Here is a 15,892-nt window from a genome sequence, read left to right as displayed (position 1 = left end):
GTGCCTATTTTTTCTTCTCCCGGAGCAGTGCCCGAATTCAAGATTTTGAAAGGCCAGGCACCACAAGTTACGCAGGGGAATACAGCACCTGAACTCTTGACTTTGACAGGGGGTGTGCAACTCTTTCTAAATCTATCAAGACCCCGAAAATATAAAATGGGGCGTACTATTTCCTTGGGAGGAACACATGAAAAATCTAACGAAACTCGGCTTGGTATCTGCGCTTTCGCTGGCCATTGGTGCGTCTGCTGCCTTTGCTGAAAACATCAAGATCGCCTTCATCGACCCGCTGTCCGGTCCTTTTGCAAGCACCGGTACAAACGGTCTGCACCAGTTCGAACATGCCGTGGATTTTATGGTAAACGAAAGCGGTGGTCTGTTGGACGGGACGATGATGGAAGTTGTCGGTTTTGACAATAAAATCAGCCCCAAAGAATCGCTGATCCAGCTGCAGGTCGCGATCGACCAAGGCATCCGTTATATCGTGCAGGGCAACTCCTCGGGTGTTGCGAACGCGCTGACCGAAGCAATCGACAAACACAACAAGCGTAACCCCGACAGCCGCGTTCTGTTCTTGAACTATGCTGCGGTTGATCCGGCGCTGACCAACGACAAGTGTAACTTCTGGCACTTCCGATTTGATGCGAACGCAGACATCAAAATGGACGCGCTGACAGACGTCATCGCAGCAGATGACAGCATCGAAAAAGTTTACATCATCGGTCAGGACTATTCCTTTGGTAAGGCGGTATCGGCGGCTGCAAACAAGATGCTGGGCGAAAAATCACCTGATATGGAAATCGTCGGTGACGAACTGCACCCGATCGGCAAGGTCAAGGACTTTACCCCATATGCCCGCAAAGTTGTGGCGTCCGGCGCGGATGCTGTGATCACCGGTAACTGGGGCGCGGACATGTTGGGTCTGGGTAAGTCGATCATCGAAAATGGTTTCGAAGGTCCGATTTACACGTATTATGCGGCTGGTTCCGGCATGACCGCGGCCTTTGGTGAAAGCGCCAAGGACCGTATCCGTCTGATCTCTCAAGGTGCCATCAACCCTATCGGTTCTGATCGTGCCCGCGATGCGTATAACTCGTTCCTTGAGCGTCACCCCGATGGCAACATCGACCAAAGCCGTATCTACAACACGATCGGCATGCTGGCAGAGGCGATCAAAGAAGCTGGTACAGCAGATGACGTTGTCGCCGTGGCGACTGCACTGGAAAGCATGGAATACGATTCCATGTGGGGCGGTAAACTGTTCATGCGTCCACAGGATCACCAGTTGATTCAGGACATGCACATCGGTGTTCACACAGATGACGACATCGAGTTCCCCTACGACAGCTCTGCATTCGGTGTGAAAACCGAATCGACAATCGAGATGGCGTCGATGGACAGCGAAACAACATGTAAGATGAAGCGCCCATAAGCGCTGCGTCCTGTCCCGCCACATATGCTGTGGCGGGACATTTGCCTCTTCATATTCTTTGTTAACCCTTAGGGGGACCGATGGAACTCATCCTCGTCAACATAATCGACGGGCTTGTGACCGGACTGCTGTTGTTTATGCTTTCGGCCGGCCTGACGCTTATTTTCTCCATGATGGGCGTTTTGAACTTCGCCCATGCCAGCTTTTACATGCTGGGTGCCTATTTTGCCTATCAGATCAGCATGGCGCTGGGTTTCTGGGTCGGCCTGTTAATTGCTCCGCTGGTTGTCGGTGTGATGGGGGCCGGTGTTGAACGATACGGGTTAAGACGGGTCCACCAGTATGGTCATGTGCCCGAACTGATCTTTACCTTCGGTCTGGCGCTGTTGATCGAGGAATTGGTGCAGTTCATCTGGGGCAAGAACCAGATGCCATATTCGGTGCCCGAGGTTCTGAATTTCACGGCATTCTCCATCGCGGGCAATTCTATCCCTGCGTATAAAATCTTTATGATCTTCATCTCGATCAGCATCTTTATCGGCCTGCTTTATATCCTGACCAAAACACGCGTCGGGATGATCATTCAGGCGGCTTTGAGCTATCCGCGCACGGTCGAAGCGCTGGGGCACAATGTGCCGCTGATCTTCATGGGCGTCTTTGGTGTCGGCACCGCGCTTGCGGGTGTGGCCGGTGTGATTGCGGGGCCGGTGCTGGGCACATTCCCCGGTATGGCCTTTGTACTTGGCTCAATCGTGTTCGTGACCATTGTGATTGGCGGCCTCGGCTCCCTTTGGGGTGCGCTTGTTGCGTCGCTTTTGATCGGGTGGATCACCACATTTGCCAAATCCTACAACATTGCGATGTCGGATATTCTGAACGGGCTTGGTTTTGCGACCCCCGAAAATATGAGTGAAAATCCGCTGCGCGATCTATGGACCGTCACCAGCCCCCAGATTGCGGATATTCTGCCGTATATCCTGATGGTGCTAATCCTGATCTTCCGCCCTGCGGGCCTTTTCGGAAAGCGTGAATCATGACCGACGAGATGACCAAAGATCCGAAAGAACAGATCACAACCGACCCAAGCAAAGCATCCGAACGGATGCGTGCGGGTTCCTTGTCGCTGACTGTAATGCCATGGGTCATCGCCGCCATAGCGCTGCTGATCATGCCCTTTATCTTCACGTCCAACTCCGCGCTGACGATCATGAACCAGATGTGGATCACGGTGATCTTTGCGCTGGCGTATAATATGTTGCTGGGGCAGGGCGGCATGCTGTCCTTTGGCCATGCGGTCTACATGGGCCTTGGCGGGTTCTTCTGTATGCATTTGATGAACTACATCGAAGATTACAGCATCGCCTTCCCTTTGCCGCTGTTGCCGCTCTTTGGCGGTTTGTTCGGCATGGGGTTTGCCATGCTCATCGGCTCTTTCTCGACCTCGGGCGCAGGTACACGCTTTGCGATGATTTCGCTTGGCGTTGGCGAATTGATTGCCGCCTGTTCGGTGATTATCGTCGCCTTCTTCGGTGGTGAGGAAGGTATTTCGGGCGACCGGACATATGGTCTGCCGTTCTTTGGTGTCGAATTCCTGAAACAGATCGAAGTCTACTATCTGATTTCCTTCTGGTTGATGCTATCGGCAATCCTGATGTACCTGTTTTCGCGCACACCCGTGGGACGGATGGCCAACGCGGTCCGCGACAACCCGGAACGCGCGCAATTCCTGGGTTACTCCGCAAGGTGGGTCCGCTTCTACAGCTTCTGTGCCTCTGGTTTCTTCTGCGGCATCGCGGGTGGTCTGTTCGCCATCAGCTATGAAATCCTGACCGAAGAAAACCTGAACGCGGCCTCGTCGGGCGTGATCCTTCTGGTGACCTTCCTTGGCGGTGTCGGTTTCTTCTTCGGGCCGATCATCGGGGCGATTGTGTTCACGCTTTTGCAGACTGTGCTTAGCCTGCAGACAGAACTGTGGGCGATCTATGTTGGCGCATTGTTCCTTGCTACCGTGATGTTCTTTCCGGGCGGACTTGCCGGATTGATCATGATGCATGTGCCAGCCTACCGGCTGGGCAAGGCGCGGGGATTGTTACTTCCCTACGTCAAGACATTGGTGCCTGCAGCGATCGGTATTCTCGGCATCTGTGCCTTGATCGAGATGGTTTTCCACTATCGTCATGGCGCGACAGGCGACGTTGAAATGACGCTGTTCTGGACAACTTTTGACAGCCACACGGTTCTGCCTTGGATCATTGCTGCAGCGGTTGCGGTCGTGGGCATTGGCATTGCCAGATCCACAGCTCCGGCCCTGAAAGAAGCATGGGATGAAGCCAACACAGCAGGAGGGGCATCATGAGCGTTCCAGCACTTGAGCTAAGCGGGCTGAAGAAAAGCTTTGGCAAAGCAGAGATCATCCGCGGCATCGACTTGTCGATTGGTAAGGCTGAGCGCCATGCGATTATCGGGCCGAACGGCGCGGGCAAGTCCACGCTGTTCAACCTGATCACCGCGCGGTTCCCGCCGACTTCGGGGACTGTCAAACTCCACGGGGAGGATCTGGCAGGGCTTGAGCCTTATCAGATTAACCGCAAGGGTTTGTCGCGGTCCTTCCAGATCACCAATATCTTTCCGGCCATGTCGGTTTTCGAGAATGTGCGCTGTGCGTTGCTATGGGCGCAGGGGTATAAATACTCGTTCTGGAATCTGGTGAACAACAGCCGCAAATTGACGGAGGGGGCGGATGCGATCCTTGACCAGATCAATTTGCTTGAGCGTCGTAATTTACCGGCGGGCACCCTGTCTTATGCTGAACAACGTGCGCTTGAGATCGGGATCACGATTGCGGGCGGTGCGGATGTCATCATGTTGGATGAACCCACCGCAGGGATGAGCCATTCGGAAACCGACTATATCACCGACCTGATTATGAAGGTGACCGAGGGCAAAACACTGATCATGGTCGAACATGACATGGGCGTGGTCTTTGGACTGGCCGACAGGATTTCCGTGCTGGTCTATGGTGAAATTATCGCAACAAACACACCTGAACTGGTGCGCGCGGATCCCAAAGTACAAGAAGCGTATCTGGGTGCTGCGTTGGAGGCAGAACATTGATCGAAATTACAGATATGCATGCCTACTACGGCAAATCTCACATCCTTCAAGGGGTGTCGATGAACGTACAGGAAGGCGAGATCGTCGCACTTTTGGGTCGCAACGGTGTTGGCCGTTCGACCACCTGCAAAGCCATCATGGGCGAGGTTGCCCCGCAAGGGTCGGTCAAGTTCAAAGGGCAAGAGATCGCAGGCAAAAAGGCGTTCGAGATTGCCAATCTCGGGATCGGCTATGTGCCCGAAAACCGCGATATCTTTCCGGGGCTGACCACACGGCAAAATCTGACGCTGGGCCTTAAGCCCGGTCAGAAGGATGGCGCAGGCCGATGGTCGATGCAGATGATGTTCGATATGTTCGAAAACCTTGACCGGCGTGCAGATGTCGAAGCATCGGTGCTGTCGGGGGGCGAACAGCAGATGCTAACCATGTGCCGTACGCTGATGGGTGATCCCGATTTCGTCATGATTGATGAGCCGACCGAAGGGCTGTCGCCGCAGATGGTGCAAAAAGTCGCCGAGGTGCTCAAAGCAATTGCCGAACGGGGTATCTCGACCTTGCTGGTTGAGCAAAAGCTGTCGATTGCGATGGACATTGCCGACCGCGTTTATGTGATGGGTCACGGGCAAGTTGTCTTTGAGGGCACGCCGGACGAGTTGAAAAACCGTGAAGATGTGCGCAAGGAATGGTTGGAAGTCTAACCAAGCAAAAAGTGAGAGCTGCGATGGGTAACTTTGACATATCGCGGCTTGACCGCATTTCGGGCTGGATGCAGGGATACGTAGACCGGCAACAATATCCGGGCTGCTCGGTGCTGGTGGCGCAGGGCGGGGCCGAGGTTTACTATGCCCAAGCCGGGTTGCGTGATATTGCATCCAGCCTGCCGTGGGAACGCGACACGGTTGCCCGCATCTATTCCATGACAAAACCGATCACGTCGCTTGGCCTGATGTTGCTGGTCGAACGCGGTCTGGTCCATCTGGATGCGCCGGTTTCGGACTTTATCCCAAGCTTTGCGGAGACAAGATGTCTGGTGCCCGATGCCAGCGATCTGTCCCAGACAGAACCCTGCGCGGTGCCCACTTTGCACCAGTTGCTGACCCATACATCGGGGCTTAGCTATTCGTTCAACCCTGGCCTTGTGTCAAAGGCGATGCGTGACGCCAAGCTTGATTTCAGCCCTGGCGCGCGGACGTTGGCGCAAACTGCTGATGAAATCGCTGCGCTACCATTGGCCTTCCGTCCGGGGTCACGTTGGGAATACTCCGTCGGCATCGATATCATTGGTCGCGTGATTGAAGTAATCAGCGGCCAGACGCTTGATGCATTTTTCGAAACGGAAATTCTGGGTCCGCTGGGAATGACAGAAACACGGTTCCGCGTCCCCGCAGGGACAGGCGACAGATTTGCATCGCTTTACACGCCGCTGGCGGGCGAAGCATTTGATTTGAACGCCAAAGCAGAAGGCGGCGACAGTCTGCGCCAGACGGATCATGCGGACGGGTCGCCCTATCATGACACCAACATGCATTCGGGCGGTGGCGGGTTGGTCGGCACCATCGACGATTACCTAAAGTTCGCTGAAATGCTGCGCGACGGGGGTAAGGGGTTGGTTTCACCGCATATTCTGTCCTTTATGATGCGCAATCACCTGACGGGTGACATTGCATCCATGGGGCCGTCCAGCTTTGCCGAACAGCCGATGGACGGTATGGGGTTTGGCATTGGCGGCGCTGTTGTTCTGGATCCGGCACGGGCAAGGGTGCCAGGATCAAAGGGCGACTTTTCATGGGGCGGCATGGCCTCGACTTTCTTTTGGGTCGATCCGGTGCATGAGCTGTCTGTCGTATTCTTTACCCAACTCGCGCCCAGCAGTTCCTACCCTGCTCGCTCGCAGCTCAAGGCCTTGGTGCAGGGGGCGCTGACATGACGGCCAAGACACTGTGGACACCGACACCTGAGCGCTACAACGCTTCGACCATGGCACAATTTGAACGCTTTGTCGGCGACACCCGAGGGCTGACTTTTGAAGACTACAACGCGATGTGGCGCTGGAGTGTTGACGACCTTGAAGGGTTCTGGAACGCGATCTGGGATTTCTTCGACGTACGTGCCTCGGTACGACCCGAGAAATTGCTGGTCAAACGCCAGATGCCGGACATGGAATGGGGCACCGGCGGGCGGTTGAACTACGCCGAGAATATCCTGAAGCACGTCGAAGGCCGCGAGGATGAACTCGCGCTGATCGTGCAATCGGAAACTTTCGAGCGCTTGGAAATGACGTGGGGGGAGTTGCGCGCGCAGGTGGCATCCGTTGCCAAACATCTGCGCGATATGGGCGTGGTTGAAGGGGACCGCGTTGTTGCCATTCTGCCCAACACGCAGACGGCGCTGATCGCGCTGCTTGCCACGGCAAGTATCGGTGCGATCTGGTCGCTCTGTGCGCCCGATATGGGACATGTCGCCATCCTTGACCGTTTCAAACAGATTGCGCCCAAGGTGCTGATCGCGCAAGACGGTTATGTGCATGGCGGCAAAACCGTGGATCGGCGGGACGTGTTGGGCCAGATCAACGCAGGCCTGCCGAGTGTTGCCCAGTTTGTGACCCTGCCCGTGGTCGGTGCGCTGCCGGAGGGTCACGTGGATTGGCGTGATCTGGTGCAAGGCAAAGTGACTTTTGAACCTACGCAAGTGGCATTCGAACACCCGTTGTGGATCGTCTATTCCTCCGGCACCACGGGCAATCCCAAACCGATTGTACATGGTCACGGCGGCATTATTCTGGAAGCGGCCAAACAATCGCTGCACCATGATATCAGCGCGGCGGATCGTTTCTGCTGGTTGACCTCGTCGGGCTGGATCATGTGGAACGCCCAGTGGATGGCACTGGGGCAGGGGGCCTGTGTTGCGTTGTTTGACGGTGCGCCAAACCATCCTGACATGGGCGTGCTTTGGCGCTTCGTTGCGGATGAACAGCTGACGTATTTCGGTGCGGGGGCCGCCTATTTCACCACCTGTATGAAAGCGGGGATTACCCCGCGCGCCGATGTGGACCTATCAGCGATCCGCTCGTTAGGGTCGACCGGTTCGCCCTTGTCGGGTGATGCTTACGACTGGATTTACCGCGATGTGAAAGCCGATCAATGGCTTGCACCGATTTCCGGCGGAACCGACCTTGCCGGTGCTTTTGTTCTGGGCCACCCGGGCATGCCGGTGCGGGCAGGCGAAATGCAATGCCGCGCTTTGGGCAACGCCACGCGTGCGTATGACGCCTTGGGCAATGAATTGACGGGCGAGGTCGGCGAATTGGTTTGTACCGAACCGCTGCCCTCGATGCCACTTTATTTCTGGGGGGATACCGACGGGAGCCGCCTGCGCGAGAGCTACTTTGAGGACTACCCCGGCGTTTGGCGGCACGGCGACTGGATCTCGATTGACGAAACAGGGGCGAGTGTCATCTACGGGCGCTCGGACGCGACGATCAATCGCAAAGGTCTGCGTATGGGCAGCGCCGAGATTTATCAGGCGGTCGAGGGACTGGAGTGGGTCATGGATTCACTGGTCGTGGATCTGGAGTTTCTGGGCCGCGAAAGCTTTATGCCGCTGTTTGTTGTGACGGCTGAAAACACGCCGCTGGATGAAAACCGCAAGGCACAGATCAATGCCGCCATTCGGGCGCAGGTGTCAGCGCGGTTCATCCCCAACGAAATCGTCCAGATTGCCGATGTGCCGCGTACCTTATCCGGTAAGAAGCTTGAAGTTCCGGTGAAAAAGCTGTTGCTTGGCGGTGATCCGGCAAAGGTGGTCAATCGCGACAGCATGGCCAACCCGGACAGCTTTGATTTCTTTATCGCCTATGCGCAAGCACGGGCCAGCGCCTGAAAGTAAGCCATGACCCCTGCCGAAGAACTGCTGCACCTGCTGGACATTGAACAGCTTGAGGTCGACCTGTTTCGCGGGATTGGCGGTGGTGGCGAAACGACCATGCGGATTTTCGGGGGGCACGTGATTGCGCAGGCGCTTATGGCGGCTTATCGCACCGTGCCGGACCGGTTGTGCCATTCCCTGCATGCCTATTTCATCCGCCCCGGTGATCCAAAAATTCCGGTCATCTATCAGGTGGACCGCGCCCGTGATGGCGGCAGTTTCACAACGCGTCGGGTGGTGGCGATCCAGCATGGCAAACAGATTTTCAATATGTCCGCGTCGTTCCACGTGGCCGAAGACGGCTGGGAGTATCAGCACCCGATGAAAGATGTCGGATCCCCTGACGATTGGCCCAACCGTGACGAGCTGCGTGCGGAGTTCGTGGAGCGGATACCGGAAAAATACCGTTCTGATTTTTTGCGCGAACGTCCCATCGAATTGCGCGAGGTGGCACCGCGCGATTTCTTCGAACCCGAGGCCGCTGATGACATCAACCAGTTATGGTTCCGCATGGAAGCCGCCAAGGGCCAGAATGCGCAGATGCAGCACTGTCTTCTGGCCTATGCGTCTGACATGAACTTGCTTGGCTCCTCTCTGCGTCCGCACGGGCTTACGTGGTTTCAGGGTAAAGTAATGACCGCCAGCCTTGATCACGCCATGTGGTTTCACGCGCCGATCGAGTTTTCAGACTGGCATCTGTATGACCTTGACGCCCCTTGGACAGGCGGCGCGCGCGGGTTTAACCGCGGGTCGATTTACAGCCAAAGCGGACAGATGGTGGCGAGTGTTGCACAAGAAGGGTTAATGCGCCCGCTGGCGAAAACCTGACCGGAACGCGAGAATAGTAAGGAAATCCACACTTGATCGATGTGGCATTCTGGGCAACCCTAATATCATTTAAATTCAGGGACACATTATGTCAGATGTTAAAATTACCGCTCCGGTGGGTCTTTCCCCGCGCGAGAGTGATGGAAAACCAGTCAAAAACAAACCTGCGGATGTGCTGGTCATTCGCCAAATGTTGGAAGCAAACAAAATCGGCCCGCTCGGCACGTCACCGAAAGTTGACACCGGGCTGCTGAAAGCCATCGAAAAATACCAAAAGAAAATCGGGATCAAAAAACCGGATCAGGTCATTGATCCCGGTCAGCGGACGTTTCTGGCGCTCAAACCAAAATACGTGAAGGCGTTGAAAGACGCCGCGAAAGAACCGCGCGTGCAGGTAACGTTCCGTGGCAAGCAGATCGAATGCACACAAAAGGAGTTCGAAGCCGTCAAAAAGGACGTCATCAATAATTTGACACCCTATATGAAGTCGCTGATTTCATGTCATAAAAACGCGATGAGCACCTATGAGGACTATCTGGATACAGCAATGTTGAAAGACGGTCTTTTGAAAGCGGTTGCGCAGGTGATCATCATCGAAGGTGGCGGCGTGACGATGCCAAAGAACAAGCTGGCGCTGAAATCTATCTCGGCCAGTGGCAAACTTGAACGGGCCATTTCGTCCAAGGATCTAGCTTTGATCGATGCAGCCCTGCCCGAAGCGGAGAAGGCGATTAACGCGTTTCAGGCCGATTTGCTAAGGTTCCTGAGGGAATTCACCGGCTCCGCCCAGACGACCGTTGTTGTCTTGGGCGTTTCTTCGGCGGTGTGTTTTGCGGTTGTCGGGGCTTTGGCCACACCGGTTTTGATTGCGGGTGGTATGTCTGCCGGCGGTGCTGCTGTGACTTCTGGCGCGGGTGTCGGGATCTTGCAAAGCGCCAGTCAGGAGCTGGGCAAACACGCAAGCGGGAACAAGGTTACCGCCTGGGATTCGATTCAAGCGGTTGTGATCGACGGCACAATTGGCGGTTTGACCGGCGGTATAGGGTCGAAAATCCCCTTGGGCTGGTGCGATGACGCGGCCAAGGCCGTGGCCCCACGCCTCGCGTCCAAAGTGCCGTTCATGGCGACCAAACAGCTTGAAAAATTCATTTCCAACTACCTTGCAGGCTCCGGTCAGGAGGTCATCAAGTCAGCGATCAACGAGACCGTCAAAATGCTGGGGGAGTCGGTGAAGAAGGGCAAAGCCCCGACGCAAAAGGATTTCGACAAGGCGGTTCAGAATATCCTTTATTCCGCATTGCTTGGCGGATTGGTCAAGAACCTTGGCAGCTTTCAAAAGAAGTGGGCCTATAAGAACAAGGATATCTTGCAGGGCAAAATCCTTCCCGCCCGCTGGGATAAAGCGACCAAGGGAATGGAAATTCCCAACACGCTTAAGGCCAAGATGTGGGCAGATGTCATGAACAAGGTCAGTGACAAATCGCTTCAGGCCGGGTTCGATGCGGTGATCGCAAAAAGTTCCGGTAGCGAAAACGAGGCCAAGCTTGGCAAAATTGCCGAGGAGGCTTTGAAGAAAGACAAGGCCATTCAAAAGCTTGTCGATGCCGAGATTGAAAAGGCGCTTAAGAAATACAAAGTGCCCGCCGGATAACCCAAGGCGGGGCGCAGGAGTTAACCAGCGCCCCGTTCTGTTAACCGAATACGAAAAAGCACAGCTTGTTGCCGTCGGGATCATGGACATAAGCGCCATAGAACCGGTCGGGAATACGCTGCCCCGGTGCGCCGTCATCCGTTGCACCCAGTTTGATGGCCCGATGGTACATCGCTTCAGCTTCTTCTTTGGTGGACGTCGGAAAGGCGATCATCGTGCCGTTGCCCGCTGTCGGTGCTTCCTTGTTGTAGGGTTCGCAAACCGCCAGCATCGGTTCGCCCCGTTTTGTCCCGATAAAGGCGATGCGCCCCGAATCGATCACAACTTTCGCACCCTGTTCGGCGAACAGTTCACTGTAGAAAGTTTTGGCGCGCTCCATGTCGGAAACGCCGATGGTGGTATAGCCAATCATCTCGGGCTTCCTTCTTACATTTTCTTATCTGCGAATTTGCGGTTTAACTTGCGCATGCCACCGATCCAGCGATCGTAGTCGTTGGTCTTGTTCTTCATGTATTCGCGCACTTCTTCATGCGGCAAAATCAGGAAGGTCTCATCGCGGATCGCATCGAGACAGATTTGCGCAACCGGTTCGGGTTCCATCATGCCGTTGATTGCGGCGACGTGGTCCTCGTGACCGCGAGTCATTTCGGTGCGCACTGCCTGCGGACAGAGCACGGAGACCTTGATGCCCTCGTCCCCATGGGTCAGCGCAATCCATTCGGCCAGACCCACGGCGGCGTGTTTTGTGACACCGTAAGACGCTGATCCGATCTGGTTCAGCAATCCCGCCGCAGAAGCGGTGTTCAGCAGATAGCCGCCGCCACGTGCCGCCATTAGGGGGACCAACTGTCGCGCGGCCCAGACATGGGCCATCACATTGATGTCCCAGACGCGTTGCCATTCGGTGTTGGGTGTTTCCATCCCGCCCCCGACCGCGATACCCGCATTCGACCAATATAGATCAATTGGTCCGATGTCTTTTTCGACACTCTCGATCATCGCATTGATCTGGGCCTCGTCCGACACATCAACCGTATAGGCAGCACCGCCCACAGCTTCGGCAGTTTCTGCCGCGCCGTCACCGTTCATGTCCACACATACAACCTGCCGTGCACCGGCGTCGGCAAAGGCCAGGCACAGGGCCTTGCCAATGCCACTGGCAGCACCGGTGACAACACAGATTTTATCTTTGATATCCATATCTTATGTCCACATGTTAGAGCCGCCACAGACGGTCAACGCCTGTCCGGTCATGTATTTGCTGGCATCGGAGGCAAGATAGACCGCAAGCCCAGCAAAGTCTTCGGGATCGCCCAAACGCCGCATCGGGATGTCTTCTTCGATCCGTTTGGCGACTTCGGGATTGTCCCAAAGTTCACGTGCGAATTCTGTTTTTACGAGGCCGGGGCAGATTGCATTAAACCGCAGGCCTTTGGGGCCGAATTCGGCAGCAAGGTTGCGGCAAAGACCGATCAGCGCCAGTTTGGACATGCCATAGGTGCCCAACATTACCGACGGTTTGAACGCACCGATGGAAGAGGTGAACGCCATCGATCCTGATCCCTTTTCGACCATATCGGGGGCCACCATCTGTGCCAGCCAGAGGTTGGACAGCACGTTGGCGTTCATCGTTTTCTGGTAAGCGTCATCAGGGATTTCCGACGTCTTGCCATAATAGGGGTTAACGCCCGCATTGCCGATGACCGCGTCAATAGGACCGGCAAGCTCGTGCGTCTTGTCAACCAGCGCCTGAAGTTGCTCTTTATACCCCACGTTGCACGACACGCCGTAAGCTTTGCCCTTGCCAAGGGCATTGATGCCCTCGGCCGCTTCATCAAGCTGGTCCTGCTTGCGCGCAGAGATGACGACCGTCGCGCCATGCTCTGCCAGAGCGGTGGCCATCGCCAGCCCCATGCCCTTGGAGGCGCCGGTCAACAGCGCCACCTTGCCGGTCAGATCGAAAAGCGCGCTCATCCCATGAACCCCGCAGAGCCGCGGTTTTCAGTGTGCTGCTTGGCCGCGTCCTGACGCTCGTTGCTATCCTTGTACGTTTGTACTTCGTGACGCGCGATAACGTGGTGGTGAACCTCATCAGGGCCATCCGCATAACGCAGCGTGCGCTGCTGGGCGTACATACCGGACAGGGGTGACCACTGGGAAATACCTGTCGCACCATGTACTTGCATGGCCTGATCAATGATGTCGCAAACCTGCTCCGGCACTTTCGCCTTGATCATCGACACCCAGATGCGGGCCTCTTTGTTGCCCAGCACGTCCATCGCTTTGGCGGCTTTCAGCACCAGCAAACGCATGGATTCAATCTCGATTTTAGCGCGAGAGATCGTTTCCATGTTCTTGCCCAGATCGACGATCTTTTTGCCAAAGGCCACGCGGGAGAGACCGCGTTCAATCATCAGGTCCAGCGCCTTTTCGGCCTGCCCGATAGAGCGCATGCAGTGGTGAATGCGGCCAGGTCCAAGGCGAACTTGGGAGATTTCGAAACCCTTGCCCTCACCCCACAGCATGTTTGTTTCAGGGACGCGTACATTGGTGAACTTGATGTGCATGTGGCCGTGTGGCGCATCATCGTGACCAAACACATGCATCGGCCCAAGGATTTCCACACCAGGGTGGTCCATCGGCACAAGAATCTGGCTTTGCTGGCGGAAGGGTTCGGCATCAGGCGAGGTTTTCACCATGACAATCATGATCTTACAGCGCGGATCACCTGCACCGGAGATATAATATTTCTCGCCGTTCAGCACCCATTCGCCGTTTTCCAGTACGGCAGACATGGCGATGTTCTTGGCATCGGATGACGCACGATCGGGTTCGGTCATCGCAAATGCAGACCGGATTTCACCCGCGAGCAGGGGCTTGAGCCATTTCTCTTTCTGCTCCGGCGTGCCGACACGCTCCAGCACTTCCATGTTGCCCGTGTCAGGCGCGGAACAGTTAAGCGTTTGCGATGCCAGCGGGTTCTTGCCCAGTTCGGCAGCGATATAGGCGTAATCGAGGTTCGACAGACCCTCACCGGTTTCGGCATTCGGCAGGAAAAAGTTCCAAAGCCCCGCATCCCGCGCTTTTTGCTTGGCACCTTCCAGCAGTTCCAGCTGGCGCGGGTGATAGGACCAGCGGTCCTCCTGCGCATCGCCCAGACGGTGGTATTCTTCGCTGATCGGATCCACGTTTTCGCGGATGTGTTTGATCACGGCGTTCAGCAGGGGCTTGTTGCCCTCTGACATTTCCAGATTGTTCAGGCTGAGTGGTGAGTTTGTATCGGACATAGTGTGCCTCCTTGGCGTGGATTACTTGTTCACCCAGTTGGGTGCGCGTTTCTCGACAAAGGCGTTGACGCCCTCTTTGAAATCTTCGGTTTTGCTCAGGTCTGCGATAACCTCGCGCGAGAAGGCGATGCTGTCTGCGAACCCGTCGCGGACATACATATCGTTCATCACACGCTTGGTCGCTTTGACGGCGGAAGGGGAAACAGTGCACAGCTGCTCGGCCTTCTCCATCGCCTTTTCCATCAGCTGGTCGTGCGGATGCACCTCGTTGACGCAACCCATCTTAAGCGCCTCGTCCGCCATTATTGTGCGACCGGTGTACATCATTTCCTGCGCGGCGAGCCGCCCGATATACCGTGACAGACGCTGCACGCCGGAGGCGGCGGCGAAGAAGCCGACCTTGACTTCGGGCAACGCAAACTTGGCGTTCTCGGAGGCGAGGATAATGTCACAGGACAGAGCCGTTTCAAATCCGCCGCCCATGGCAAAGCCGTTGACGGCCGCGATGATCGGTTTTTCCAGATTGAAGCGCGAGGATAGTCCGGCGAAACCGCTCTCGGTCATCTTGGCTTTGCTGCCACCCGCCGCCGTCGCCTTAAGGTCATTCCCTGCTGAGAACGCTTTGTCGCCTGCACCGGTCAAGACCGCGACCCACAGATCCTGATCTGCTGCGAAGGCGTCCCAGCAATCGGCCATCTCGTTGTGCATATCCACATGCACCGCGTTGTAGACATCGGGCCGATTCATGGTGACGACCAGAATATGGCCCTTTTTCTCGGTTTTGATGAATTCGTAGCTCATACTTTCAGCCCTCCGGTGTCGATTTCAGTGAATTTACCGCCAGATGCGGCCAGTTTGCGCAGGGTCTCTGCCGGAGCGAAGGCAGGATCATCGGCCCCCAGCTTTTCCATGCGATCCAGTACCGCTTGGGCGCCGACCATATCGCCGTAGAACATCGGCCCCCCCTTGTCCGCTGGCCAGCCATAGCCGTTAAGCCAGACCACATCGACATCCGACGGGCGCTGCGCTTTGTTCTCTTCGAGGATTTTCACGGCCTCGTTGATCATCGGATAGATGCAGATCTCGATGATTTCTTCCGCGCTCATCGTAGATGGCTCGGCACCTGTGATATCCTTGATGATGCCAGCGGTTACATCGGACGGGATGGGGCGGCGGTTTTCGTCATAGTCATAGAACCCCGCCTTGGTTTTCTGACCGCGTCGGTCCAGTTCGCACAGGGCATCGCGGATCGGGTTTTCTGTCTTGGCCCCTTTGGACCAGCCGATATCAAGACCCGCCAGATCGGACATCTGGAAGGGTCCCATTTTGAAACCGAACTGGTTCAATGCGGCGTCCACGTCCCATGGCATTACGCCTTGGTAGACCAATTTATTGGCCTGAATCTGACGCGCGAACAGGATGCGGTTGCCGACAAAACCGGGACAGACGCCGACCAGCGCGGCGATTTTGTTGATCGTTTTGGCAAGGTCCATGCAGGTTGCGACAACGTCATCTGCTGTGTGCTTAGCACGCACGATTTCCAGCAATTTCATCACATTCGCGGGAGAGAAGAAGTGCAGGCCGATCACGTCCTCGGGCCGCTTGGTCATCGCGGCGATTTCGTCGATGTTTAGCGCGGAGGTGTTGGTGGCAAGG

General features: G+C 55.8%; 15 protein-coding genes. 9 read left to right on the top strand and 6 right to left on the bottom strand.

Annotated features, from left to right (window positions below):
• Positions 1–187: 187 nt before the first annotated feature.
• From Z947_RS0100075 to Z947_RS0100035, 9 genes are all read left to right on the top strand, one after another.
• Complete coding sequence (locus Z947_RS0100075; RefSeq protein ID WP_025042285.1) at positions 188–1,432, top strand: branched-chain amino acid ABC transporter substrate-binding protein; 1,245 nt, start codon at positions 188–190, stop codon at positions 1,430–1,432.
• 80 nt (positions 1,433–1,512) lie between these two features.
• Positions 1,513–2,469 (top strand): branched-chain amino acid ABC transporter permease, encoded by a 957-nt coding sequence (locus tag Z947_RS0100070; RefSeq protein ID WP_025042284.1) that lies wholly within the window; start codon positions 1,513–1,515, stop codon positions 2,467–2,469.
• Positions 2,466–3,788, top strand: a complete 1,323-nt coding sequence (locus Z947_RS0100065; protein ID WP_025042283.1) for a branched-chain amino acid ABC transporter permease — start codon at positions 2,466–2,468, stop codon at positions 3,786–3,788. The genes Z947_RS0100070 and Z947_RS0100065 overlap by 4 nt, the downstream gene beginning before the upstream one ends.
• Positions 3,785–4,546, top strand: a complete 762-nt coding sequence (locus Z947_RS0100060) for an ABC transporter ATP-binding protein (protein WP_025042282.1) — start codon at positions 3,785–3,787, stop codon at positions 4,544–4,546. Before Z947_RS0100065 ends, Z947_RS0100060 begins: the two co-directional genes overlap by 4 nt.
• Before the next feature lie 14 nt (positions 4,547–4,560).
• The gene (locus Z947_RS0100055; RefSeq protein WP_037938398.1) at positions 4,561–5,244 is read left to right on the top strand and encodes an ATP-binding cassette domain-containing protein; all 684 of its coding nucleotides are present in this window, start codon (positions 4,561–4,563) and stop codon (positions 5,242–5,244) included.
• Between the two features lie 23 nt (positions 5,245–5,267).
• A complete protein-coding gene (locus Z947_RS0100050; protein WP_025042280.1) occupies positions 5,268–6,473 on the top strand; it encodes a serine hydrolase domain-containing protein in 1,206 nt (401 codons plus the stop codon).
• Positions 6,470–8,425, top strand: coding sequence for an acetoacetate--CoA ligase (locus Z947_RS0100045; RefSeq protein ID WP_025042279.1), 1,956 nt, complete (start codon positions 6,470–6,472; stop codon positions 8,423–8,425). Before Z947_RS0100050 ends, Z947_RS0100045 begins: the two co-directional genes overlap by 4 nt.
• A 9-nt stretch (positions 8,426–8,434) precedes the next feature.
• A complete protein-coding gene (locus tag Z947_RS0100040; RefSeq protein ID WP_025042278.1) occupies positions 8,435–9,298 on the top strand; it encodes an acyl-CoA thioesterase in 864 nt (287 codons plus the stop codon).
• Positions 9,299–9,386: 88 nt separating this feature from the next.
• Positions 9,387–10,949 (top strand): hypothetical protein, encoded by a 1,563-nt coding sequence (locus tag Z947_RS0100035; RefSeq protein WP_025042277.1) that lies wholly within the window; start codon positions 9,387–9,389, stop codon positions 10,947–10,949.
• Between the two features lie 40 nt (positions 10,950–10,989).
• On the opposite strand, the gene Z947_RS0100030 is transcribed toward Z947_RS0100035, so the two are convergent.
• From Z947_RS0100030 to Z947_RS0100005, 6 genes are all read right to left on the bottom strand, one after another.
• On the bottom strand, positions 10,990–11,361 hold the full coding sequence (locus Z947_RS0100030; protein ID WP_025042276.1) for a VOC family protein: 372 nt from the start codon (positions 11,359–11,361) through the stop codon (positions 10,990–10,992).
• Between the two features lie 14 nt (positions 11,362–11,375).
• Complete coding sequence (locus Z947_RS0100025) at positions 11,376–12,149, bottom strand: SDR family oxidoreductase (protein WP_025042275.1); 774 nt, start codon at positions 12,147–12,149, stop codon at positions 11,376–11,378.
• 3 nt (positions 12,150–12,152) lie between these two features.
• Positions 12,153–12,923, bottom strand: coding sequence for an SDR family NAD(P)-dependent oxidoreductase (locus Z947_RS0100020; protein WP_025042274.1), 771 nt, complete (start codon positions 12,921–12,923; stop codon positions 12,153–12,155).
• A complete protein-coding gene (locus Z947_RS0100015) occupies positions 12,920–14,236 on the bottom strand; it encodes an acyl-CoA dehydrogenase family protein (protein ID WP_052880554.1) in 1,317 nt (438 codons plus the stop codon). Before Z947_RS0100015 ends, Z947_RS0100020 begins: the two co-directional genes overlap by 4 nt.
• Positions 14,237–14,257: 21 nt before the next feature.
• Positions 14,258–15,037, bottom strand: a complete 780-nt coding sequence (locus tag Z947_RS0100010) for an enoyl-CoA hydratase-related protein (RefSeq protein WP_025042272.1) — start codon at positions 15,035–15,037, stop codon at positions 14,258–14,260.
• Positions 15,034–15,892: 3-hydroxyacyl-CoA dehydrogenase (locus Z947_RS0100005; RefSeq protein ID WP_025042271.1), on the bottom strand; the 859-nt coding region annotated here is incomplete at its 5' end. The genes Z947_RS0100010 and Z947_RS0100005, both read right to left, overlap by 4 nt.

The sequence above is a fragment of the Sulfitobacter geojensis genome (assembly GCF_000622325.1).
Taxonomy (GTDB): domain Bacteria; phylum Pseudomonadota; class Alphaproteobacteria; order Rhodobacterales; family Rhodobacteraceae; genus Sulfitobacter; species Sulfitobacter geojensis.
Note: the sequence above shows the minus strand (reverse complement) of the source record. Positions and strands in the feature narration are given on the sequence as shown.